We start from the raw sequence: 20,908 nt of genomic DNA on the forward strand, positions 1-20,908 counted from the left end.
TAAACTTTAAAATCCAGTAAAGTTGGGATATTTTTGATATTATTTTGATATTAATATTAATGAGAATTACTCAAAATTATGTTTAACTTTAATCAATACATCCAAAACCTACAAAAAAATATTAAACATGGTGGAGAACGCAGTCACTACTCCAGTTTACAAAGTTTAATAGAAGGTTTAGAAATTGGCATTAATACCATAGTAGAAGAAAAAGGTAATCAAGCGGGAATACCCGATTTAACTATCAGAAAAGATGATAGAGTTGTGGGATATATAGAAGCTAAAGATATTGATGTCACCATCACTAAATTAACTAAAAAAAATGAACAGCAAGTTAAACGTTATTTAGAATCAAATATAGGTTATAACTTCATTTTAACTAATTACCTACAATTCCGTTGGTATGTAGATGGAGAATGTGAAAAAATCGCTGAATTAGCTACTTTAGAAGAAGGAGAAATTACTCTAGTTGATGATTTAAAACCTATCAAAGAATTATTACAATCATTTCTGAATCAAAAAGCTAAAGATATTAATAATTATTATGATTTGGCTAAGGAAATAGCCGCTTATACTAAAACTATTAGAAATGCCATTGAATTATCTTTAGTAAGAGAAGATGCTACCGAAGAATTAAATCAGTTAAAAGAAACATTTAAAAAATTGCTATTGTTAGATATAGATAATGATAAATTTGCAGATATGTACGCCCAAACTATTGCTTATGGGTTATTTACTGCAAAAATTGGTCATACACAAAACCCTGAAGAATTTGCATTTAATCGCACTACAGCCAGTATTTATATTACTGATAGAATCCCTTTTTTAAAAGGTTTATTTGATTTAGTTTTAGGAACTGGTAGCGTTAGTAAAATTCACAAATCAATTGAAAATTTAATTGAATTATTTAACAGAATAGATATGGCCAATATTTTAGAAAATTTTGGTCGAGAAACGCGCACAGAAGATCCTGTAATTCACTTTTATGAAACATTTTTAGCAGCTTATCAAGCATCATTAAGAAAAAGTCGCGGAGTTTATTATACTCCTGAACCTGTGGTTAAATTTATTGTGCGCGCTGTGAATGATATTTTAGTAGATAGAACAATTTTTGATTTAGAATATGGTTTAGGAAATAGAAGAGTAACAATTCTTGATCCGGCAACAGGAACAGGAACATTTTTATATGCAGTTATTCAACAAATTTGTCATAATTTTGCTAAATATGATGTTCGTGGTTTGCATAATTTATTAAGAGATACAGAACTTTTAAATCGTCTTTTTGGTTTTGAGTTGTTAATGACTCCTTATACCATAGCACATTTAAAAATAGGTGTATTATTGGGATATTTACAATATAAATTTGCACCAAATGAAAGATTAAAAATCTATTTAACTAATGCGTTGGAAGAAGGAATAAAACAAGGTGATTTAATCTCTGGTATTACCCAAATTATCGCGGAAGAATCAAGTCAAGCAGCAAAGGTAAAAACAGAAATTCCCATTACTGTGGTGTTAGGAAATCCTCCCTATTCTGTCAGTTCTCAAAATGCTAGTAAACGCAAAAGAATCTTAAATCAAGATGAAAAATATTTAGCAGATGTGGAATATACTGGTTTAGCTTGGAATAGAATTTATAAAACTGGTAAAGCAGGGAAAACTATTACAGAATTAACCCATATTGGGGAACTGTTAGAATTATATAAAGGTAGGGTAAGATTAGAAGGGGAGAAAAATATTCAACCTTTGGATGATGATTATATTAAATTTATCAGATTTGCCCAATATCAAATAGAAAATAATAGTCAGAATGCGGGTATTATTGGTTTTATTACTAATCATTCCTATCTTAATGGTTTAATTCATCGGGGAATGAGGGAGGAATTATTAAAGTATTTTGATACTTTATATATTATGGATTTACATGGTAATTCTTTATTAAAAGAAACTACTCCAGATGGTAATATTGATCAAAATATTTTTGATATTCAACAAGGTGTAGCAATTTTAATTGCTGTGCGCGAAAAAAGTAAACCTGATCTTTTTTCTAGTGCTTATAAATCCAGAAATGGTATTAAGGAAATGGCTAAGGTGTTATATTATGATTTATGGGGAAATCGTGAGGATAAATATAATTTTTTAGAGTCTGCAAGTTTAGATAACGTTGATTGGATAGAGGTACAAGCTACTGAACCTAATTACTTTTTTGCACCGAAAAATTTTGATTATGAAGATGAATATAAAAGAGAGTTAAGTATTACTGATATTTTTTCCATTTATGCTGCGGGAGTGAAAACTAGAAGAGATAATGTATGTGTTGAATATGATAGGGAACAATTAATAAATCGTTTTCATGATATTGCTACAAACACTAACTTAGAAGAATTAAAAGAAAAGTACAATATCAAAGATACAGAATATTGGACTTTAGAAAAAGCTAAGTTAAATATCCAAGAAAATGAAGTTGAATCAAATATATTATTATATGCTTATCGGCCATTTGATAATCGTTGGGTTTATTATAATCCTAAGATTATTGAAAGAGGGGATAGTCGTCAAGAATTAATGACACATTTATTAAAAGGTAATAATATTGCTTTACTTTCATGTCGTCAACAAGTTGAACCAGGTTTTTATCATATATTTTGTTCAGAAATTTTAACAGAACATTGTACTGTCTCATTGAAAAGTAGAGAAGCAACTTATGTTTTTCCTCTTTACACTTATCCAAATACAGAAAATAAACAAACTAACCTTTTCTTAGAAAAAACTCCTAATTTATCCTCACAATTTTTAGAAGCTATCAAAGCTAAACTGGGTAAAATACCAACTCCAGAACAAATATTTTACTATGCTTATGCAATATTTCATAGTCCCACTTATCGCACTAGATATGCTGAATTTCTCAAGATTGATTTTCCTCGTCTTCCCTTAACTAGTAATTCTCAATTATTCAACTCTTTAGCTATTAAAGGAGAAGAATTAGTTAATGTACATTTAATGAAATCGGATATATTCAATAATTTAATTACAACCTATCAACAAATAGGAGATAATCAAATTACCGAAATTACTTATCATGCAGAATTACAAAGAGTTTATATCAATAAAAAAAGTTATTTTACCGATATTCCTGCACATATTTGGCAATTTAAAATCGGTGGATATCAAGTATTAGATAAATGGTTAAAAGACAGAAAAAACGCAAGTCGAAAATTATCAAATGAGGAAATTATCCATTATCAAAAAATTGTTATTGCGTTAACTAGAACTTCAGAAATAATGCAGCAAATTGAGACAATGATTCCATCATTTCCCATTGAATAATAAATAAAAAAATCAAGAAAAGAAAAAAATCAAGATCCCGGACTTCTTTAAGAAGTCCGGGATCTGAATTAAATGAATTAAAGATATTTTTGCTTTACATACTCAAGTAACCCGCTACAAGCATCCATCAATAAATCAATTACTTGATGAAAACCCTCTGTTCCTCCATAATAAGGATCAGGAACTTCTTTAAGAGTAAATTTAGTACAAAAATCACACATTAATCTCACTTTATCATCATATTCACCATAACGATCAAGTTTGATAATTTGATGATAATTATCTTCATCCATCGCTAAAATTAAATCAAATTCCTTAAAATCAGAAACTTGAAATTGTCGCGCTTCTCCACGCAGTTTAAACCCTAATTTATTATATGCTGCTGCACTCATTCTTGAATCAGGAGATGCACCAATATGGTAACTGGAAGTACCCGCAGAATCGCAAATGATTTTATCACTTAAACCCTGTTTTTCTACGAGATGATTCATAATATTTTCTGCTGACGGAGAACGACAAATATTACCCAAACAGACAAATAACAATTTGTAGGCCATGACTAACTCCTATAAATTAATAATTACCAATGATCATTACCAAGTTACCATATTTTCCCACTTTTCTAAAGTTTTTTGACTAATTCCTAATACTCTATCTAAATCTTTCAATGATGTAAATTTTTGCTGTTCTCGTGCTAAAATTATTTTTTGGGCTAATTTTTTACCTACTGCGGGAGGTTGTTCTAATTCTGCTGTGGTTACGTTGATTTTCTAAAGATAAGCTGTTGTGCCTTTAACTTGAATGATTAATACAAGCAAGATGCTTGTGCTACTGTAACTTCAGGTTTTTTAATTATACAGTGAGTGCTGCACATTAGCTTATTACTTTTTTAATTTGTGGACATGATTTTTCTTCCGCATCTATTTTAGATTTAATTCTCGCTGGTAAACCTATTCTAGCTTTTTGATAAAGACGGTTAAATTCTTGTTGATAATGCGCTGCGATGACAGGATTTTCAATGATAATTAATGTTTCATCATTATTATTATTACCTGCTGCTGACCAATTATGAGATCCTGTAATTACTGTTTTATTGTCAATAACTGCAAATTTATGATGTAATAAATCTCCTTGTGGTAATATGGGAACTCCTACGGTAGTGAGAGGATTTTTCCAGGGTTTATTATCAATTTGATATTGGCATTTATTACTTAATGCTAATCCCATCATATCCAAAATATCACTATAATCACGATATGCAAATTGGGGTTCAATTAATGCTTTAATATCCACTTTTTGATCATGTTTTTTTTCCAGAATATTGGCAAGTTTTTGTTCCGAAAATATAAACAATGCAATATCAATATTTTTGGTCGCTGTATTTAGGGTTTTTCCTATTAACCCATTACTGGATTTTTCCCAAGTTTGAGTAGGAGAAATTGGAGAAAAATTCACGGTGATTTGACTATTTCCCAAGGTAATTTTTTGAGGTTCACGGATGGGTTTTTGTAAACCAAATTTACTATCTTTTTGTTTTCCTACTCCATCTCCCCACATTATATTAAATTCTTGAGTAAATAATTTTGCTAATTCGGGACTATCTATTTTTAATAGGTTATTAGCATTACCTAAACTTTGATTATTGCTAATATCTCCCGATGTGTCACTAAAGGTAAAATTTGCTGAGGTAATAATTACAAACTGATTATCAACAATGGTAAATTTATGGTGCATTAAACTACTACCTTTTGAACCATCTTCTGTATCATCTATCCAAGGAATTTGGGCATTTTTGATAATTGCGATCGCGTCTTTTTCGTTAATTTCATTATTGGTAAGTTTTCCATCTTGGTTAATATCAGCAAATTTGATAAATTCTTGATATTTTTCCTGTTCTCTTGTTTGTAATTTGGCTATTTCCTGTGGTGTCAAACTACTCCAAGGACGAGAATAGTTATTTTCTAATATTAATCTAATTTTGACACCTTCTTGCTGTTTTTTAGCTAATGTTTGGGCAATTTTTGGTAATCTTAATTCTTGTACTGCTATATCTATGGTAGATTTTGCGGTAGATATGGTATCTATTATTTGTTTTTCTAAATCATCTCCTAAACGGGTTTTTTGACGGTAATTTTCTTGATAGGAGGAAGTTTGAGAATTGTTAAAATAAACTTTGATTAATTCATCTTGGGGAAGTGGAGGTAATGTTTGATTTGATAATTGATTTGATGATTGCACTTGTTGACAACCAATGAGAGATAAAATTAATAAAAATATATAGGTAAAATAATAAAAATTATGAATTTTCTGCATAGTGTCCACCTAAATCTGATAAAATTAAATCACTAAATAACAAACACACACTACAATATACATTACTATCCTTTGACAAATTATGCAAATCTATTTAGATTATAGTGCAACTACTCCCATTCGTCCAGAAGCGATCGCTATCATGGAAACAGTTATGAAAGAACAATGGGGTAATCCTTCTAGTTTACATGAATGGGGAAATCGTGCAGCTTTAATATTAGAAAAAGCGCGTATTCAAGTGGCAAGTTTAATTAATGCTGTTCCTGAATCAATTATTTTTACATCGGGAGGAACAGAAGCAGATAATTTAGCAATTATGGGGGTAGCAAGAAGTTATTCTGTTCCCCAACATATCATTATTTCTCGTGTAGAGCATTCGGCTATTGCTGAACCTGTGAAAATGTTAGAAAATTGGGGGTGGGAAGTAACCCGTTTACCAGTAAATCATCTGGGAAAAGTTAATCCTGATGATTTAAAAAAGGCTTTACGACATAATACAGTGTTAATATCAATTATTCATGGACAAAGTGAAGTGGGAACTATTCAACCAATAGCTGAATTGGGAGAAATTGCTAGAAGACATGGAACTTTATTCCATACAGATGCAGTACAAACTGTGGGAAGATTACCCATAGATGTGCAAAATTTACCTGTAGATTTATTGAGTTTATCTAGTCATAAATTATATGGTCCGATGGGATCTGGTGCTTTATATATTCGTCCAGATTTACAGGTAAATTCTCAAATTTTACCATTATTATGTGGAGGAGGTCAAGAAAAAGGACTGCGTTCAGGAACACAAGCAACTGCGATAATTGCAGGTTTAGGAATAGCCGCAGAATTAGCAGCAAAAGAGCTAGAATTAGAGAGGTTAAGATTAATAGAACTACGCGATCGCCTATTTACTAAACTATCACAAATTCCCCAATTAATTCCTACTGGAGACTTAGTTGATCGCTTACCTCATCATCTCAGTTTTTGTCTACAATATGATCATGATCATCTTCATGGAGAAAAAATTACGGGTAAAACTTTAGTACGTCAATTAAATTTAGCTGGTATTGGTATTAGCGCAGGTGCGGCTTGCAATAGCGGCAAAATTACACCTAGTGCCATTTTATTAGCAATGGGTTATTCAGAAAAAGCAGCTTTAGGAGGAATTAGACTCACATTAGGTAAACAAACCACAGTAGCAGATATTGACTGGACAGCAATAGTAATTGCACAAATTTTACAAAGATTAACACAAAATCACACGACATTTATTTTTAATTAAATTAGATATGAAATTAGATATAATTGATCAAACAGTTGTAAAAAATGCCCCATCAATAGAGATATTTATTATGAATAACCAAAAAAACACCATATCAGGAAAATTCACTTTAACTAAAAACTTAATCATATTATCACCATTATTAATAATGGCGATTTTTAGTCAAGGAAAATTAGCTGTAAATGCTCAAAATCTATCAAACCAGGAACAACAAGAATTACAAAAATTAAAAACAGAATCAGACAATCAAAAAAAACTTCAATCAGACTTAGAAAAGACCTTTACTCGCACCAATACTTTACTAAATATCTGGTTAACAATTTTAAGTTTATTTCCCGTAGCATTAATTGGAACATTATGGTTATTCCGTCGCACAATAATTAAAGAAATTGTTGATAAAGCAACTCAACAAACCACAAATTTAGCAGCATTAAATTCTCAATTAACAGCTGTAAAACAAGAAGCAGAAAAGTTAATTACCCAATCTAAAAAAATCAATCAAGAACTATTAGCACAGGTTAATACTATTAAACAAAAAGTACAAGGAGAAGAAGAAAATTTATCCTTACTTTTATCTGACTTACCTAAAACTAAGGAGGAATTTTTAACAGCATTAGAAAATGAAATACAATCTGCACAAGCAGTTATTAGTAATTTAGAATTTAGACTGAATACACAATTAGAACAATTAAATATTTCTCAGCAACAACAAAAAATATCTTTAGAAAATAGCAAGAAGTTAGAAACAGATTTAATTATTCAAGTTACCCAATTAACTTCAGAATTAGAAAACTACAAAAATACCACTATTGCTAATATTGAAAAATCCCATCAGCAGTTAATAACTCAAGTGGATAGTTATTATCAAGAAACCCAAAATCATCAACAAAATACTCTGGCCAACTTTACACAATTAGCAGCAGATACCCAAAATCAAAAAGATACGGTTATAGCAAATTTACAGAACTTAAATAATATATTAAAATCACAAATCGCGGAATTACAAACTGATGCAAAAAATGAACATAGTCAATTATTAGCAAGTTTTAAAAACTTACACAATGAATTTTCTAACCAGTTAGTGAAATTAGAAAATACTGCAAAACAGCAACAACAGAAGTTAATAGAAAATATCCAAGCATCTACTTCAGAAATTACCATTGATGTGCAAAAACAACAAAGCCGTATTTTAGCAAATCTGGAGAAATTAGCAACAGAATTAAATAACCAAATTAAAGAATTACATCAAGAAATTATTGCTAGTTTAAAAACATCTGCAAAGGAATTTACTACTGATGTTTCTGGTTTAAAAAATGATATTCAACAAAGACAAAATCGCATTTTCCAAGGTTTAGAAAAACTAGATCAGGAATTTATTCAGCAAATTAAAGAATTACATCAAGAAATTATTGCTAATTTGCAAACATCTGCAAAGGAATTTACTACTGATGTTTCTGGTTTGAAAAATGATATTCAACAAAGACAAAACCGCATTTGTCAAAGTTTAGAAAAATTGGCAAGAGAATTTACTCAACAAATTACCGAGTTACATCAAGAAATTATTGCTAGTTTGAAAACATCTGCAAAGGAATTTACCTCGGATTTTTCTAGTGTGAAAACAGATACTCAACAACAGAAAAATCAAGTTTTACAAAGATTGCAAAAATTAGAACTTGAATTTACTCAACAATTAAAGGAATTACAAATAGATGCGAAACATCACAAAGAGACTATTCGACAACAATTACAACAATTAGCAGAAATTAAACCTGTACCTAATTCTACTTCTGATAATGTAGTTAATAATCTATCAGAAAATGTGCCATTAGAACCTATAAAAAGTGAAGATGTTGATTATATTAAACAAGCAGAAAACCTATTTTCAGAAAAACGTTATGAAGATGCTTTAGCAATTTATGAACAAATTGTTAAATTACAACCAGATTTTGCTGAAAATTGGTTAAAACGTGGTATAATCTTTGCCAGATTAAAACGTTATAAAGATGCGATCGCTTCCTACAACCAAGCTATCAAAATTAATCCTGAATATCATCAAGCATGGTGTGATATTGGGGTAGCTTGTGGTAATTTAGGAAAACACAAGGAAGCCTTTAATTGTTTTGATAAAGCTACTCAAATTCAACCTGATGATGGAGTAGCATGGTTAAATCGTGGTTTATCATTGGTAGAATTAGAACGTTATGAAGATGCAGTTTTATCCTTTGATAAAGCCTTACAATTCCAAGCAGATTCTCCTAAAATATGGGATAAAAGAGGTTATACACTAATAATGTTAGGAGAAGATGAGGAAGCAATTAAGAATTTTGATAAAGCTATAGAAATTAAACCAGATTATCATGCTGCATATTATCATAAAGCCGCCTGTTATGCACTACAAAGACAGGTAGAACCAGCAATAGAAAACCTGAAAAAAGCCATAGAATTAAATCCAGAATATCGGGAAGAAGTAGCAACAGATATTGACTTTGATGATCTTAAAAAAGACTCTAGTTTTCAAGAAATTATCTCTAATTAGAATCAAACATTCCCAGTAATCTTGTAGAACAGGCATCTTGCCTGTTAAACTTATACAATCTGTACCCCATATCTTAGGAAACTACTGTATCTAGCTACCAAGAAGGATTTTTATACTCAATACCAAGACGCTTTAAAATGTTCACGTTGAAGAGATGGTAAACAACCCTGCGGATTATTTTACCAATCAGCAATTACCCATCACCAATTACCCATCACAAAAAATACTTGACAAAAAATAAAAAATCTGTTAATAATAGTTATTTGTGGAAACTTTACCCTTTAATATAATCTCTTGGCTAACGTCATTGTCATAGGCTCTCAATGGGGCGATGAAGGAAAAGGTAAAATAACTGACTTACTCAGCCGCTCCGCAGATGTGGTGGTACGTTACCAGGGAGGAGTAAACGCTGGACACACTATTGTCGTCCAAGGTCAGACTTTTAAACTGCACTTAATCCCCTCTGGTATATTGTATCCAGGTACTGAGTGTATTATCGGCTGTGGAACAGTGATTGATCCACAGGTATTGATAAAAGAACTCGAACAACTAGAACAATTAAATATTTCTACCAAAAATCTGCTGATATCTCAGACTGCCCATGTTACTATGCCTTATCATCGTCTAATTGACAAGGCATCAGAGGACAAACGCGGCAATCATAAAATTGGTACTACTGGTAGAGGTATTGGTCCTACCTACGCTGATAAATCGGAACGGACGGGGATCAGGATGTTGGACTTGATGCACCCGGAAGAATTACGTAAACAGTTAAAATGGACCATTAACTATAAGAATAGCGTTTTAGAAAAGCTGTATGATCTACCACCGCTTGATCCCGAAGCAGTGATTGAGGAATATTTAGGTTATGCAGAAAGATTACGTCCTTTTGTGGTAGATACATCATTGAAAATATATGATGCTGTGCAGAAGAAGCGTAATATTCTGTTTGAAGGTGCCCAAGGAACTCTTTTAGACTTAGATCATGGGACTTATCCCTATGTAACTTCATCTAATCCTGTCGCTGGTGGTGCTTGTGTGGGTACAGGTTTAGGTCCGACGATGATAGATCGAGTTATCGGTGTATCTAAAGCCTATACTACTAGAGTTGGTGAAGGTCCTTTCCCAACAGAACTAGAAGGGGAAATTGGTGATATATTAGGCGATCGCGGTGCAGAATTTGGCACAACTACAGGGAGAAAACGCCGTTGTGGTTGGTTTGATGCGGTGATAGGTCGTTATGCAGTACGCATTAATGGCATGGACTGTATGGCCATTACTAAATTAGATGTACTGGATACATTGGACGAAATCAAAGTTTGTGTAGCTTACGAAATAGATGGCCAACGTACCGAACATTTTCCCAGCAGTGCGAGACAATTTGCCCGTTGTCGTCCCATTTATCAAACCTTACCTGGTTGGAAAGTATCTACAACTGAGTGCCGGACATTAGAAGACTTACCTAAAAAAGCGCTAGAATACTTAAAATTCCTAGCGGAACTAATGGCAGTTCCTATTGCTATTGTATCCTTGGGAGCAAGTCGAGATCAAACCATCATAGTTGAAGACCCCATACATGGTCCAAAACGCGCCCTACTACACGCCGATGGGACACCAGTAGCAGTTTAAAACAATTGAAAACCTAGAGACAATTAATAAATTGTCTTTAGTGAAAGATTGTGCGGAAAATTTGATAGAATAATAAACTTCCACAGTAGAAAAACAGTAGAAATTTTAGAATATGGCGATCGCAGTAGAATCTCAAAAACGCCCTGAAGGTAGCAAACCTAAAGCCTTACGTCGTGCTGGCTTAATTCCTGCTAACTTATATGGTCATAATGGTATAGAATCAATTTCTTTAGTAGTAAATGCCAAAGTAGTTGAACGTTTGTTAAAAGTTGCAGCACCTAATAAAACGGAAGTTGAATTAAATATACCTGAATTGCAGTGGACTGGTAAAACCGTGATCCGTGAAGTGCAAATTCATCCAGCGAAGGGAACTCCTTATCATTTGAGTTTTTTTGCTACTAAAGGTTAATTTATCCGCAAGATTAAGATCCCTGATTTCTTTAAGAAGTCGGGGATTTTGTTGTTTAATTTGTATTATCTTCTAGTAAATCAATGATCAAGGGTATCTGTAGCTTTAAAGGCGATCTTGCCAATATTTTGGTTTGCGACTACAGTGCATAACTGCTACAATTAAAATGTATTCATCTTCTATGGTATAGAGTATTGCATAGGGAAACTTACGCACTAAACACCGACGAATATCTTCATCGGTAACTGGATAGAGTTTAGGTGATTCAATAATTCGGAAAATGGCATCTTCAACAGCATTGATAAAATTTTGTGCTATGTAAATTTCATTTTCTGCATAAAATTGGACTGCTTCTGAGTATTCTGTTAATGCAGCAGGATGGAAGTTATATTTCATTTTTCATTTTTCTAAAATTTGTCTAATTTGAGCTAAAGCGATTTCTCCAGAAATTGGCTCAACGGTATGATTACGTATTTCATCCCGGCGTTTTTTAGCTGCTGTGTTCCAAATCTTTTGGATATTTTCATCAATATCAGATTCTAGACTTTCAATTAGTTTTTCTACTAAAAATACTCTGCTAGAATTTGGTAAAGACAAGGCTTCTTGAATTAATTCTTCAACTGATAGCATAATTATTTATCTTCTTGTGTGAATTGAATTGAGAATAGGCACAAACAAAGACTTTATTCACAAACTATTTTATCATTGTTTCTGTGGAAATATCTATAATGATGTTGGTATCAAGCAAGATTTTCACAGATTATGTTTCTCCTTTAAATATTCCCATTTAGCTTGATCTGGATCAAAATCTGCTGGAACAGGAGGAGCATTTTCAAAGCAGTTTTGCAAGGCTTTGATTTTAGTTCGTCTTTTTGGTGTGTCTGGTGCTGGTTCACTGGTTGGGGCTGTGGTAGGATCAAGGGTATCTGTCACTGGCCAAACTACAATTTCCACATTTCCGGGGGGTAAATTCACGGGTTCGGTAATCAGCAAGTTACCAGATTGATCAATTTTTCCTTTGAGTTTGTATGCTTGCATGATATTTTTCATGAGACTCTGTTTATATATTATCTCGCGTTGATCAAAATTCAATCTCTAAATTTGGGTTTAAATTATGATAACTACACTCATTGAACGAGAAGCAGAACCAATTTTAATTAGTGACTTAACCTGGAGAGAATTTAAAGCTGTTGAACAGCTAATTGATCGCCCAGGGTTAAGGTTATCTTTTTTAGATGGAGTTTTGGAGATTAGAAAAATGCCAGGGAAAAAACACGAAACTATCAAAAAACGTATTGCTTCTTTAGTAGAAATTTATTTAGAATTTTTAGACTTAGATTTTACTCCTACTGGTTCTGTTACTTTAGAAAATGAATTTGAAAAGGTTAAAAAAGAAGGTGATGAATCTTATGAATTGGGAGCAAATAGCAAACGTGCTGATTTAGTAATTGAGGTGGTTGTTAGTAGTGGAGGAATTAATAAACTAGAAGCATATAAACGGTTACAAATTCCTGAAGTTTGGTTTTGGATGAATGATGAATTATTGTTTTATAGTTTAGGAAATGAGGGGTATGAAGCTGTTACTAAATCGCAACTTTTACCGAGTTTAGATGTAGATTTATTGATGCGTTGTGTTAATATAGAAAATCATGCTCAAGCACTGCGGGAATTTCGAGCAGGGATAAAAATTACAGGATAAAAATAACATAATCTTCAGGGAATAGCGATTAAAGCAGCAGCAGATAATTTAGGTCATACTGTTGATGAACATACAAAGACTTATCAAAGATGGTTTGGTATCCCAAATCGCACCTAATTGTAACCCAATATCATAAGGTAAGACATTGACAGTAGATCCAGTGTCCAGCAGTGCATTTGCAGAAATAGAAGAGTCTGCATAACTCAGAATAATAGGAATTGTGGGTAATGCTTCATCATCATTAAAGGGAAATTCCACTGTACTAGCCATCAGTAGATGCCTCTTGGTGATCCTGAATCATCTGCATCAGGATGTTTGCAGCTTCCGTTGAGTCGTAGGGCGACCAAATCGGATACTCTGAAGCAGAAAAGATAACTTGTAATTCAGCGTTGGGGATTTGTGCAGCTAGGAGTTTGAAGAGTGATAATTTGTCTGACTGACTCAGATTATTGACTAGAGGAATTAACTCAGCGAGTGACATATTTTAAAATTTGAGATATACAATAATACATTGATTATAAGTGATCTGTGAGATACGGTCTAACGGATCTGTTAAACATCTTTGAGAAAAGCATTTTTCGGTAAACTATAATCAGGGAAACAACAAAATCAAATTATGAACTTAAATACAATTCAACAAGATATTGCGTCTCTTCCTCCCGATGCACAACAAATCATAGTAGAACTTGTAGAAGTCCTGAAAAAACGCTATCTTCTGAATCAACACCAATCCTTGTGAAAATTCCTTGCCACACTGGTCAGACTTTATCGGTTGCATAGAAGCTGAAACAGACCTCTCAAAAAACTATAAAAACTACTTAAACCGTGAACTTAATCAAAAATATGATCATTGTAATATAGTCTCTGTAATTCATAAGTAGCAAGTGCATTTCTATTTTAGTGATTTTCTGAAAAACTTGTAGTACAATATAAACTAAATTATAGCACTATCTCCACATCGTTTTGATCATCACTGTTCAATATGTCATATAACTTTATGTACCAAAATTATAACTACATCAACCACAAAAGTATAAAAATATTTCTTTTATCCATAACACTATTATCTCTCACATCTTGTACAAACATTCCCAATACATCCCAACTAAAAACAAACAATGAATCCTTAAAAGTTGCTATTCCTGAAAATAAAATTACCCCGAAAACACAACCACCAACTAAAGTGGAAAACCTCAATTTTACCGTTACTCCTAAATTTGCAGGAAAGACAGTTTATAAAATCGAACCCACAAATAAAGAGAAAGTTATTGCTTTAACAATTGATGATGGACCCTGGCCAAAAACCACCACAGAAATGTTAGATATCCTCAAACAAAATGATGTTAAAGCCACATTTTTTTGGGTAGGAAGTGCTTTACAAGAAAATCCCGAAATTGCCAAAGAAGTAGTAGCTGAAGGTCATGCAATTGGTAATCATACTTGGCATCATTGGTATAAAAAAATGGATGCAGCCACAGCTAAAAATGAAATTGAAAAAACAAATCAATTAATCTATAAAACCACAGGTGTAAAAACATCGTTTTTCCGCCCACCAGGAGGCTATTTAAACAACGGATTAGCCGCTTATGCTAAAAGTCAACAAAACTCGGTTATAATGTGGTCTGTGACTTCCGCAGATACCGATCGCCGTGCCAAATATCAAGTATTTGTTAAAAATGTTCTCAGAGATGCTAAACCCGGTGCAATAGTTTTAATGCACGATGGTGGTGGAAATCGTGAAAGAACAGTAAAAGCACTACCAGAAATTATTAGCGGACTGAAAAAACAAGGTTATCAATTTGTAACAATTCCTGAATTATTAGCAATGGAAAAATAATCAACAAAAATTTTTCTACCTAAATTTGATACCTAAAAATTAAGAAGTTTTTGAATTTAATGGTAAAATTCCGGTATATCCTGGTATAATGTCATAGTTCAGGTGATATTAGGCTACCGCCAACACCAATTATAAATTCCAAAACAAAATTACAAAATAATGGAAACTAATTTACCTCCCTTAATTACAGAAATGTTAAAACCAGGATTTTATCCCCATCCTGTGATAGAACCTATAGAATTAGTCCAAACCCATGTTTCCTATGTTTTATTAACCGGAAACTACGCTTATAAACTCAAGAAAAATGTCAACTTTGGCTTTTTAGACTTTTCCACATTAGAAAAAAGAAAACATTTTTGTGAACAAGAATTTAGTTTAAACCAAAGAGGTGCAGGAGAATTATATTTAGAAGTTTTACCTATTACTTTATCAGATAAAAACTTAGAACATAAATATCAATTAAATGGCACTGGTGAAGCGGTAGAATATACTGTAAAAATGGTACAATTTCCCCAAGAATGCCTATTTAGCGAAATGTTTGCTAATGATAAATTACAAGAAAGTGATTTAGAAAAATTAGGTCAAGTTGTGGCTGAATATCACGCAAAATCCATAACTAATGATCATATTCGCAGTTTTGGGGAAGTGGAACAAGTCCAAACAGCATTTAATGATAATTATGCTCAAACTAGTAAATATATTGATGCAGATGGGCCCCAAACTCATGAACAATTTTTAGCCACAAAATCCTATACAGATCAGTTTTTTGCAGAACATCCAGCATTATTTAAAAGTCGCATTGATCATAATTATATTCGAGAATGTCATGGCGATTTACATTTAAGAAATATCGCTCTATATCATGACAAAATTATGTTATTTGATTGTATAGAGTTTAATGAACCTTTCCGTTTTGTGGATGTGATGTATGATGTCGCATTTACGGTGATGGATATTGAAGCAAGAGGACGTAAAGATTTAGGTAACGCTTTTTTAAATGCTTACGTTGAACAAACTGGCGATTATGAAGGCTTACAAATATTACCTTTATATTTAAGTCGTCAGGCTTATGTGAGAGCAAAGGTAACATCTTTTTTATTAGATGATCCTAGTATCCCGGAAACAGTAAAAGAAGAAGCCAGACAAACCGCTTCAGATTATTATTATCAATCCTGGGAATATACTAAGCCCAAGGAAGGTAAAATAATCTTGATGTGTGGTTTATCTGGTTCTGGTAAAAGTACCACAGCTAAATATTTAGCGCGACAAATTGGGGCGATTCATTTACGTTCTGATGCGGTGAGAAAACATCTCGCAGGTATTCCGTTATTAGCTAGAGGTGGAGATGAAATTTATACCAAGGAGATGACGGAAAAAACTTATAGCCGATTATTGGAATTAGGGGTTAAACTAGCTGGTCAAGGTTGGAATGTGATTTTAGATGCGAAATATGATCGTGAAGTTTTGCGGAAACAAGCGATCGCCCAAGCAACACAAAAGGACATACCAATACAGATTATTAATTGTACCGCACCTGTCGAAGTCATTCAAGAACGGTTGAAAAATCGCACTGGTGATATTGCGGATGCAACAGTTGATTTATTACCATCACAAATCAAGCAATTTGAACCATTTACACAAGAGGAAGAACCCTATATAACAATAGTGGATACTACTCAACCATTGTTAGGTAATTGGTGATTCGTGATTCCTGCAAGGTTTTAGTAATACAATACTTAATGGTGTAAACTTAGGTTAGTCATAACTTATTTGTTTAGCTTCCACACCCAGATGAAAATGAATTTCCCGGCTAATAGCTAAAGTTTATTAAAGTAGACTAATAAACTAATATAATTTAAAATAAAAAATTTTCCCGTGATTTTAGTCATCTAAAGATGACTTTTGCTATTAGACACAGGAATTCATTCCCAACGGGGTGATGGGTTCTACTAGAAAAGAACTTCTGAATATTCTCACCTCTAACTCCTTAATATCCTATACTGCTATGGCTAAAAAAAATCCCCTCTCGGAAATATTCGGTTCTGAAAATATACTTCCACAACTGTTACTGGGAGTGTTTATATTCATTATTGCCAGAATAGCTAATGCTACCTTACCTTTAAGTATATTTTTAGGTGTGTTAGGTGCTTGTGCGTTAGGATGGTTCACAAGTGCAAATGAAAATAATCCGCAATCTTCCACAGTAGCATCTAATGATGGTATTGATACAGGTTTAAAATATTGGTTATTTTTCATGCTGGCCTGTTTATTTTTAGGTTATTCTACACTAACAAGCATTTTATTTGGAGCGATCGCTGGCATTGGTGGAGGAATAACAATAGCTTGGTGGCGTAGCAAGGAAACGACAAATACACAAATATCAAAAGATGTTTTAAAACTAGATGAAGAGACAGACGAACCTAGAACTAGAGTGAAAAGATCACGGAAAACTTTTCCTCGTTATCGTCGTGCTTCTGGTAGTTTTAACTTTAGATTTTGGGAAAGATCATAATATAGTTATTAGTTTTCAGCCGTCAGAATATAAAGGAATATTCTACCAATCACCAATCACCAATCACAAAAATAATGTTTCTATATCTTTCCAAGTTACTACCTTTATTTTTGTATCCTTTAGGTTTAACTTGTGTCAGTTTAATAGTAGCTTTAATAACTTTATGGAAACGTCCCAAAATTGCTGCTATTTGTATTTCTCTATCCTTAATCTTATTATTAGTTTGCAGTAATGCTTGGGTAGCCAAAAATTTAGTAAAATCCCTAGAATGGCAAAATATCCCATCTGTAGAAATACCCCAAGCTGACGCTATGGTAGTATTAGGAGGAGCAACAAAATCAAAAATCTGGCCACGAACTGTGGTAGATTTAAGTGAAACAGGAGATAGAGTAATTTATGCCGCTCAATTATATTTACAGAAAAAAGCACCTGTGATAATATTAAGTGGAGGACGCATTAATTGGCGTGGTAGTGGTACTTCAGAATCAGCAGATATGGCAGATATTTTAATATCTTTAGGTATTCCTAAATCAGCCATTATTCAAGAACCAAATTCTTTAAATACCTATCAAAATGCAGTCAATGTCAAAAAAATTCTCACAGAAAAAGGACTTAAAAAGATATTATTAATAACCTCAGCAATGCACACCCCTAGATCATTAAAAATATTTCAACGTCAAGGAATAGATGCAATACCAGCACCCACTGATTTTTTAGTAAGTGAAGGGGAATTAAATGAATTAGTGGATACTCCTAAATCTGCTATTCTTAATTTATTACCAGATACCAATAATTTACACCAATTTACTAACGCATTGAAAGAATATATAGGTAATTTTATTTATGCTTTGCGAGGATGGTTATAGTTTTTAAAAACAAGTCAGAGTGTAATCAGCTACTTTAAAAATCTGACTTTTTACTTATGAAATAACTAATAAACAAAAAGAACTCAAGCACATTATACTACTAAAGATAGCATATCAGAAAACACCTCAAAAAGTCAAGGGCTGAAATGACGTATTTGCGTGAAATTATTGATATTATTCTCAATAATCTTGAGAATAGCTATCATTATTAATCTTAAACTTTTTTAATAATTGTATTTTAGGGTATAATAAATTACTTTAAATTTAACAAATTAGAAACAGCACAAGCAGATTATACTACTAAAGATAGCATATCAGGAAACACCTCAAAAAGTCAAGGACTGAAATGACGTATTTGCGTAAAATTATTGATATTATTCTCAATAATCTTGAGAATAGCTATCATTATTAATCTTAAACTTTTTTTAAACTTTAGTAGATGAGAAGTAGATGGGGGTGTTTTAGAGATGGATATTATTACAGCACATTCCATCTACATGAGAGACACTATGAACAAGCAAGATGCCCGTGTTACAAGGGTTTTATTATTAACGGTAAGTCCTGGGATATTATTAACTAAATATATCTAAAAGATTAGAAAACAGGAAATATCAAAAAGTCAGCCAATGGAAGAAATTCCAGCAAGAAATTCAAGAAAGAAATTAGAATTATTAAGGATCTGATAATTAAGTAAATGAATGATTTAACATAAGAGAGGGATATTTGACAGAAGAATGTTGAGCATAACTATGAAACAAGAGGAAAAATCTGAGAAATTGACAGACGGTAAAGAACAGAAATATCTAAAATCCCTAAAATCCCTAAAATATGTCTTTATTAAATATCCTTGGTTGTGGTTATTAGTGTTATTCATTTTACCATTAGGAGTAGGATGGATGGCCTATGATATATTAACCTATTCTGGAAATAGTTTGCCAGAAAGAACATTAGAAACTGTAACTTTTCCTATTAAAACAACTACTAGTACATTCATAAATACTAAGAACAACAGTAAGAGAAATAGCGATAGCAATAGCAATAGTCAAGAATTACCATTGTGGTTAATATTAGCGATCGCTTTTTGTTGTGTATCAGGAAGTGTAGTAATCTTCATTATTCTTCATAATGCTCAACCCATAAGAAAAACTAGGAAAGCAGTGGGAAAAAGACAATAAAAGAGAATATCAAAAATTTGTTTCCTTTAAAAATCGGATAATTTCCTGATAGATGATTTGAGGAGAACCTCCAGAAGCATCATGATTACAGTTTGGTAAAATTTTCAAACGAGAATTAGGTAGATTTTGATGTAATTTTTCTCCATGTGTAGGAGGAAACCAACTATCTTGTTCTCCCCATAATATCAAAGTTTCGCATTCCACCATATTGAGATTTTTTTGAATATCAGTTAACATATTTGGTTGTTGTTTTGCTACCTTATCAATTTCCTGAATAGCAATTTGTATATCTTCAGTAACCTTAACTAAAGTACCAGGAATTTCGATAAAAGGATAAGTGATCCAATAAACATCTTCTGGTGTTAAAATCGTGGGATCGAATAATACCTTACGTCTCTCATTACCCATAACTTCTCTTACCAAAGGTGCAAACAAATAAGGTAATCTCAAATAATCAATAACTTCAATAATTTCTATGGGTGTTTTCGCCAATAAACCCATAGCCCAATGTGGTAAACTTTCTGTAAAAATTGGGGCATTAATGACAACTAACCTAGAAATTAGACGATGATTTTTAGTAGCTAAACCTAAAGCAATTAAAGCACCTATAGATTCAGAAACTATGATAGGAGGTTGATCACATAACGCTGCGATAATTCTTTCTAACTCTATTACTTGATGTCCAGTTACTTCTCTTCTAAATAATGCTTTTTCAGAAAATCCAAAACCTTTTGCATCACAACAAATAACGCGAAAATGTGTTGATAATGGTGTAATAAGATGTCGCCAATTATAACTCCAACTACCTAAACCATGTAATAATATTAATGGTCTACCTTGACCTTTTTCACCATAGGCTATAGTGGTAGGATATCCTTGAGCATCAGTAATAATTAAGGTCTGTTTTCCTTGGGGAAATGTTTGTTCCCACCAATCTTTTGTCATTTTCTTAATTCCTCTAAAGTCATGAACATAAATAAACTTGGGGAGATATACTATTTTGAATTAGCCGTGAAAATTCCGTGAGAAAATTAACGCTAATACTTTCTAAGTGTATTTGTTCCAAAATAGACATATCTTCAACTTTGTTAATGGTGTTAATCAAACTTTCAGGAACATCACCAAAGCATTTTTGCAACAATTTGAAAATATCCTGTCTGCCATATTAGTTAATAAAAGCATTTTTTGTCTCTCCTGATATTCATGTAATTTCTGTTGATAAAGCCATTAAGATATCAATGACTTTATACAAATCCGCAATTTCTTGACAATTATATCCTCCTTTGATACCATCATCAGTATAATTGCTATTTCCACTGTTCTTTTTCG

At 32.4% G+C, this 20,908-nt stretch carries 22 protein-coding genes; 12 read left to right on the plus strand and 10 right to left on the minus strand.

Annotated elements, in window-relative coordinates; genetic code table 11:
- Window positions 1–78: 78 nt before the first annotated feature.
- Complete coding sequence (locus H6F32_RS14775) at window positions 79–3,327, plus strand: type ISP restriction/modification enzyme (protein ID WP_190370078.1); 3,249 nt, start codon at window positions 79–81, stop codon at window positions 3,325–3,327.
- 77 nt (window positions 3,328–3,404) lie between these two features.
- Here H6F32_RS14775 and H6F32_RS14780 read toward each other — a convergent pair whose 3' ends face one another.
- The 3 genes from H6F32_RS14780 to H6F32_RS14790 form a co-directional block, all read right to left on the minus strand.
- Window positions 3,405–3,884, minus strand: a complete 480-nt coding sequence (locus H6F32_RS14780; RefSeq protein WP_190370079.1) for a low molecular weight protein-tyrosine-phosphatase — start codon at window positions 3,882–3,884, stop codon at window positions 3,405–3,407.
- A gap of 36 nt (window positions 3,885–3,920) precedes the next feature.
- Window positions 3,921–4,094: a DUF655 domain-containing protein gene (locus tag H6F32_RS14785; protein ID WP_190370097.1), complete on the minus strand. Its 174-nt coding sequence runs from the start codon at window positions 4,092–4,094 to the stop codon at window positions 3,921–3,923.
- A 106-nt stretch (window positions 4,095–4,200) separates the two neighbouring features.
- Window positions 4,201–5,640: a phospholipase D-like domain-containing protein gene (locus H6F32_RS14790; RefSeq protein ID WP_190370080.1), complete on the minus strand. Its 1,440-nt coding sequence runs from the start codon at window positions 5,638–5,640 to the stop codon at window positions 4,201–4,203.
- 82 nt (window positions 5,641–5,722) lie between these two features.
- Here H6F32_RS14790 and H6F32_RS14795 point away from each other — a divergent pair, with 82 nt between their 5' ends.
- The 4 genes from H6F32_RS14795 (at window position 5,723) to rplY (ending at window position 11,490) form a co-directional block, all read left to right on the plus strand.
- A complete protein-coding gene (locus tag H6F32_RS14795; protein ID WP_190370081.1) occupies window positions 5,723–6,916 on the plus strand; it encodes a cysteine desulfurase family protein in 1,194 nt (397 codons plus the stop codon).
- 70 nt (window positions 6,917–6,986) lie between these two features.
- Entirely contained in the window at window positions 6,987–9,452 is a 2,466-nt protein-coding gene (locus H6F32_RS14800; RefSeq protein ID WP_190370082.1) for a tetratricopeptide repeat protein, read from the plus strand.
- Window positions 9,453–9,746: 294 nt separating this feature from the next.
- Window positions 9,747–11,081 carry an adenylosuccinate synthase gene (locus tag H6F32_RS14805; RefSeq protein WP_190370083.1) on the plus strand — a complete coding sequence of 445 codons (1,335 nt, stop codon included), beginning with the start codon at window positions 9,747–9,749 and terminating at the stop codon, window positions 11,079–11,081.
- 112 nt (window positions 11,082–11,193) lie between these two features.
- A complete protein-coding gene (rplY, locus tag H6F32_RS14810) occupies window positions 11,194–11,490 on the plus strand; it encodes a 50S ribosomal protein L25 (protein WP_190370084.1) in 297 nt (98 codons plus the stop codon).
- Between the two features lie 105 nt (window positions 11,491–11,595).
- On the opposite strand, the gene H6F32_RS14815 is transcribed toward rplY, so the two are convergent.
- The 3 genes from H6F32_RS14815 to H6F32_RS14825 form a co-directional block, all read right to left on the minus strand.
- Window positions 11,596–11,886, minus strand: a complete 291-nt coding sequence (locus H6F32_RS14815) for a type II toxin-antitoxin system RelE/ParE family toxin (protein WP_190370085.1) — start codon at window positions 11,884–11,886, stop codon at window positions 11,596–11,598.
- 3 nt (window positions 11,887–11,889) lie between these two features.
- Window positions 11,890–12,120 (minus strand): addiction module protein, encoded by a 231-nt coding sequence (locus H6F32_RS14820; protein WP_190370086.1) that lies wholly within the window; start codon window positions 12,118–12,120, stop codon window positions 11,890–11,892.
- Between the two features lie 123 nt (window positions 12,121–12,243).
- Window positions 12,244–12,528 (minus strand): hypothetical protein, encoded by a 285-nt coding sequence (locus H6F32_RS14825; RefSeq protein ID WP_190370098.1) that lies wholly within the window; start codon window positions 12,526–12,528, stop codon window positions 12,244–12,246.
- Window positions 12,529–12,604: 76 nt separating this feature from the next.
- On the opposite strand from H6F32_RS14825, the gene H6F32_RS14830 reads away from it, so the two are divergent.
- Window positions 12,605–13,189 (plus strand): Uma2 family endonuclease, encoded by a 585-nt coding sequence (locus H6F32_RS14830; RefSeq protein ID WP_190370087.1) that lies wholly within the window; start codon window positions 12,605–12,607, stop codon window positions 13,187–13,189.
- Window positions 13,190–13,237: 48 nt separating this feature from the next.
- Here the strand turns inward: H6F32_RS14830 and H6F32_RS14835 are convergent, their stop codons facing one another.
- Both H6F32_RS14835 and H6F32_RS14840 read right to left on the minus strand, forming a co-directional pair.
- Window positions 13,238–13,459 (minus strand): hypothetical protein, encoded by a 222-nt coding sequence (locus H6F32_RS14835; RefSeq protein ID WP_190370104.1) that lies wholly within the window; start codon window positions 13,457–13,459, stop codon window positions 13,238–13,240.
- Window positions 13,452–13,670: a hypothetical protein gene (locus H6F32_RS14840; RefSeq protein WP_190370088.1), complete on the minus strand. Its 219-nt coding sequence runs from the start codon at window positions 13,668–13,670 to the stop codon at window positions 13,452–13,454. The genes H6F32_RS14835 and H6F32_RS14840 overlap by 8 nt, the downstream gene beginning before the upstream one ends.
- A 135-nt stretch (window positions 13,671–13,805) precedes the next feature.
- On the opposite strand from H6F32_RS14840, the gene H6F32_RS20945 reads away from it, so the two are divergent.
- From H6F32_RS20945 to H6F32_RS14870, 6 genes are all read left to right on the plus strand, one after another.
- Window positions 13,806–13,928, plus strand: a complete 123-nt coding sequence (locus tag H6F32_RS20945) for a hypothetical protein (protein ID WP_277875073.1) — start codon at window positions 13,806–13,808, stop codon at window positions 13,926–13,928.
- A gap of 258 nt (window positions 13,929–14,186) precedes the next feature.
- The gene (locus H6F32_RS14850) at window positions 14,187–15,026 is read left to right on the plus strand and encodes a polysaccharide deacetylase family protein (protein WP_190370099.1); all 840 of its coding nucleotides are present in this window, start codon (window positions 14,187–14,189) and stop codon (window positions 15,024–15,026) included.
- Window positions 15,027–15,182: 156 nt separating this feature from the next.
- A complete protein-coding gene (locus tag H6F32_RS14855) occupies window positions 15,183–16,727 on the plus strand; it encodes an AAA family ATPase (RefSeq protein ID WP_190370100.1) in 1,545 nt (514 codons plus the stop codon).
- A 304-nt stretch (window positions 16,728–17,031) separates the two neighbouring features.
- Window positions 17,032–17,538: a hypothetical protein gene (locus tag H6F32_RS14860; RefSeq protein ID WP_190370101.1), complete on the plus strand. Its 507-nt coding sequence runs from the start codon at window positions 17,032–17,034 to the stop codon at window positions 17,536–17,538.
- A 74-nt stretch (window positions 17,539–17,612) separates the two neighbouring features.
- On the plus strand, window positions 17,613–18,404 hold the full coding sequence (locus tag H6F32_RS14865) for a YdcF family protein (protein ID WP_190370089.1): 792 nt from the start codon (window positions 17,613–17,615) through the stop codon (window positions 18,402–18,404).
- A 734-nt stretch (window positions 18,405–19,138) separates the two neighbouring features.
- Window positions 19,139–19,579 (plus strand): hypothetical protein, encoded by a 441-nt coding sequence (locus tag H6F32_RS14870; protein WP_190370090.1) that lies wholly within the window; start codon window positions 19,139–19,141, stop codon window positions 19,577–19,579.
- Window positions 19,580–19,588: 9 nt separating this feature from the next.
- On the opposite strand, the gene H6F32_RS14875 is transcribed toward H6F32_RS14870, so the two are convergent.
- Window positions 19,589–20,524: an alpha/beta fold hydrolase gene (locus H6F32_RS14875; protein ID WP_190370091.1), complete on the minus strand. Its 936-nt coding sequence runs from the start codon at window positions 20,522–20,524 to the stop codon at window positions 19,589–19,591.
- Window positions 20,525–20,543: 19 nt separating this feature from the next.
- A complete protein-coding gene (locus tag H6F32_RS14880; RefSeq protein ID WP_199294587.1) occupies window positions 20,544–20,720 on the minus strand; it encodes a hypothetical protein in 177 nt (58 codons plus the stop codon).
- Between the last annotated feature and the right edge of the window lie 188 nt (window positions 20,721–20,908).

The organism is Anabaena sp. FACHB-1237, assembly GCF_014696225.1.
Classification (GTDB): Bacteria; Cyanobacteriota; Cyanobacteriia; order Cyanobacteriales; family Nostocaceae; genus FACHB-1237.

What these genes read in the sequence shown, in the direction of transcription:
- H6F32_RS14780 (WP_190370079.1), bottom strand. Translation starts at nt 3,884, where the DNA reads ATGGCCTACAAATTGTTATTTGTCTGTTTGGGTAATATTTGTCGTTCT.
- H6F32_RS14815 (WP_190370085.1), bottom strand. Translation starts at nt 11,886, where the DNA reads ATGAAATATAACTTCCATCCTGCTGCATTAACAGAATACTCAGAAGCA.
- H6F32_RS14875 (WP_190370091.1), bottom strand. Translation starts at nt 20,524, where the DNA reads ATGACAAAAGATTGGTGGGAACAAACATTTCCCCAAGGAAAACAGACC.
- H6F32_RS14775 (WP_190370078.1), top strand. Translation starts at nt 79, where the DNA reads ATGTTTAACTTTAATCAATACATCCAAAACCTACAAAAAAATATTAAA.
- H6F32_RS14860 (WP_190370101.1), top strand. Translation starts at nt 17,032, where the DNA reads ATGGCTAAAAAAAATCCCCTCTCGGAAATATTCGGTTCTGAAAATATA.
- H6F32_RS14820 (WP_190370086.1), bottom strand. Translation starts at nt 12,120, where the DNA reads ATGCTATCAGTTGAAGAATTAATTCAAGAAGCCTTGTCTTTACCAAAT.
- H6F32_RS14800 (WP_190370082.1), top strand. Translation starts at nt 6,987, where the DNA reads ATGAATAACCAAAAAAACACCATATCAGGAAAATTCACTTTAACTAAA.
- H6F32_RS14840 (WP_190370088.1), bottom strand. Translation starts at nt 13,670, where the DNA reads ATGTCACTCGCTGAGTTAATTCCTCTAGTCAATAATCTGAGTCAGTCA.
- rplY (WP_190370084.1), top strand. Translation starts at nt 11,194, where the DNA reads ATGGCGATCGCAGTAGAATCTCAAAAACGCCCTGAAGGTAGCAAACCT.
- H6F32_RS14825 (WP_190370098.1), bottom strand. Translation starts at nt 12,528, where the DNA reads ATGCAAGCATACAAACTCAAAGGAAAAATTGATCAATCTGGTAACTTG.
- H6F32_RS14870 (WP_190370090.1), top strand. Translation starts at nt 19,139, where the DNA reads ATGTTGAGCATAACTATGAAACAAGAGGAAAAATCTGAGAAATTGACA.
- H6F32_RS20945 (WP_277875073.1), top strand. Translation starts at nt 13,806, where the DNA reads ATGAACTTAAATACAATTCAACAAGATATTGCGTCTCTTCCTCCCGAT.
- H6F32_RS14835 (WP_190370104.1), bottom strand. Translation starts at nt 13,459, where the DNA reads ATGGCTAGTACAGTGGAATTTCCCTTTAATGATGATGAAGCATTACCC.
- H6F32_RS14850 (WP_190370099.1), top strand. Translation starts at nt 14,187, where the DNA reads ATGTACCAAAATTATAACTACATCAACCACAAAAGTATAAAAATATTT.
- H6F32_RS14830 (WP_190370087.1), top strand. Translation starts at nt 12,605, where the DNA reads ATGATAACTACACTCATTGAACGAGAAGCAGAACCAATTTTAATTAGT.
- H6F32_RS14865 (WP_190370089.1), top strand. Translation starts at nt 17,613, where the DNA reads ATGTTTCTATATCTTTCCAAGTTACTACCTTTATTTTTGTATCCTTTA.
- H6F32_RS14790 (WP_190370080.1), bottom strand. Translation starts at nt 5,640, where the DNA reads ATGCAGAAAATTCATAATTTTTATTATTTTACCTATATATTTTTATTA.
- H6F32_RS14795 (WP_190370081.1), top strand. Translation starts at nt 5,723, where the DNA reads ATGCAAATCTATTTAGATTATAGTGCAACTACTCCCATTCGTCCAGAA.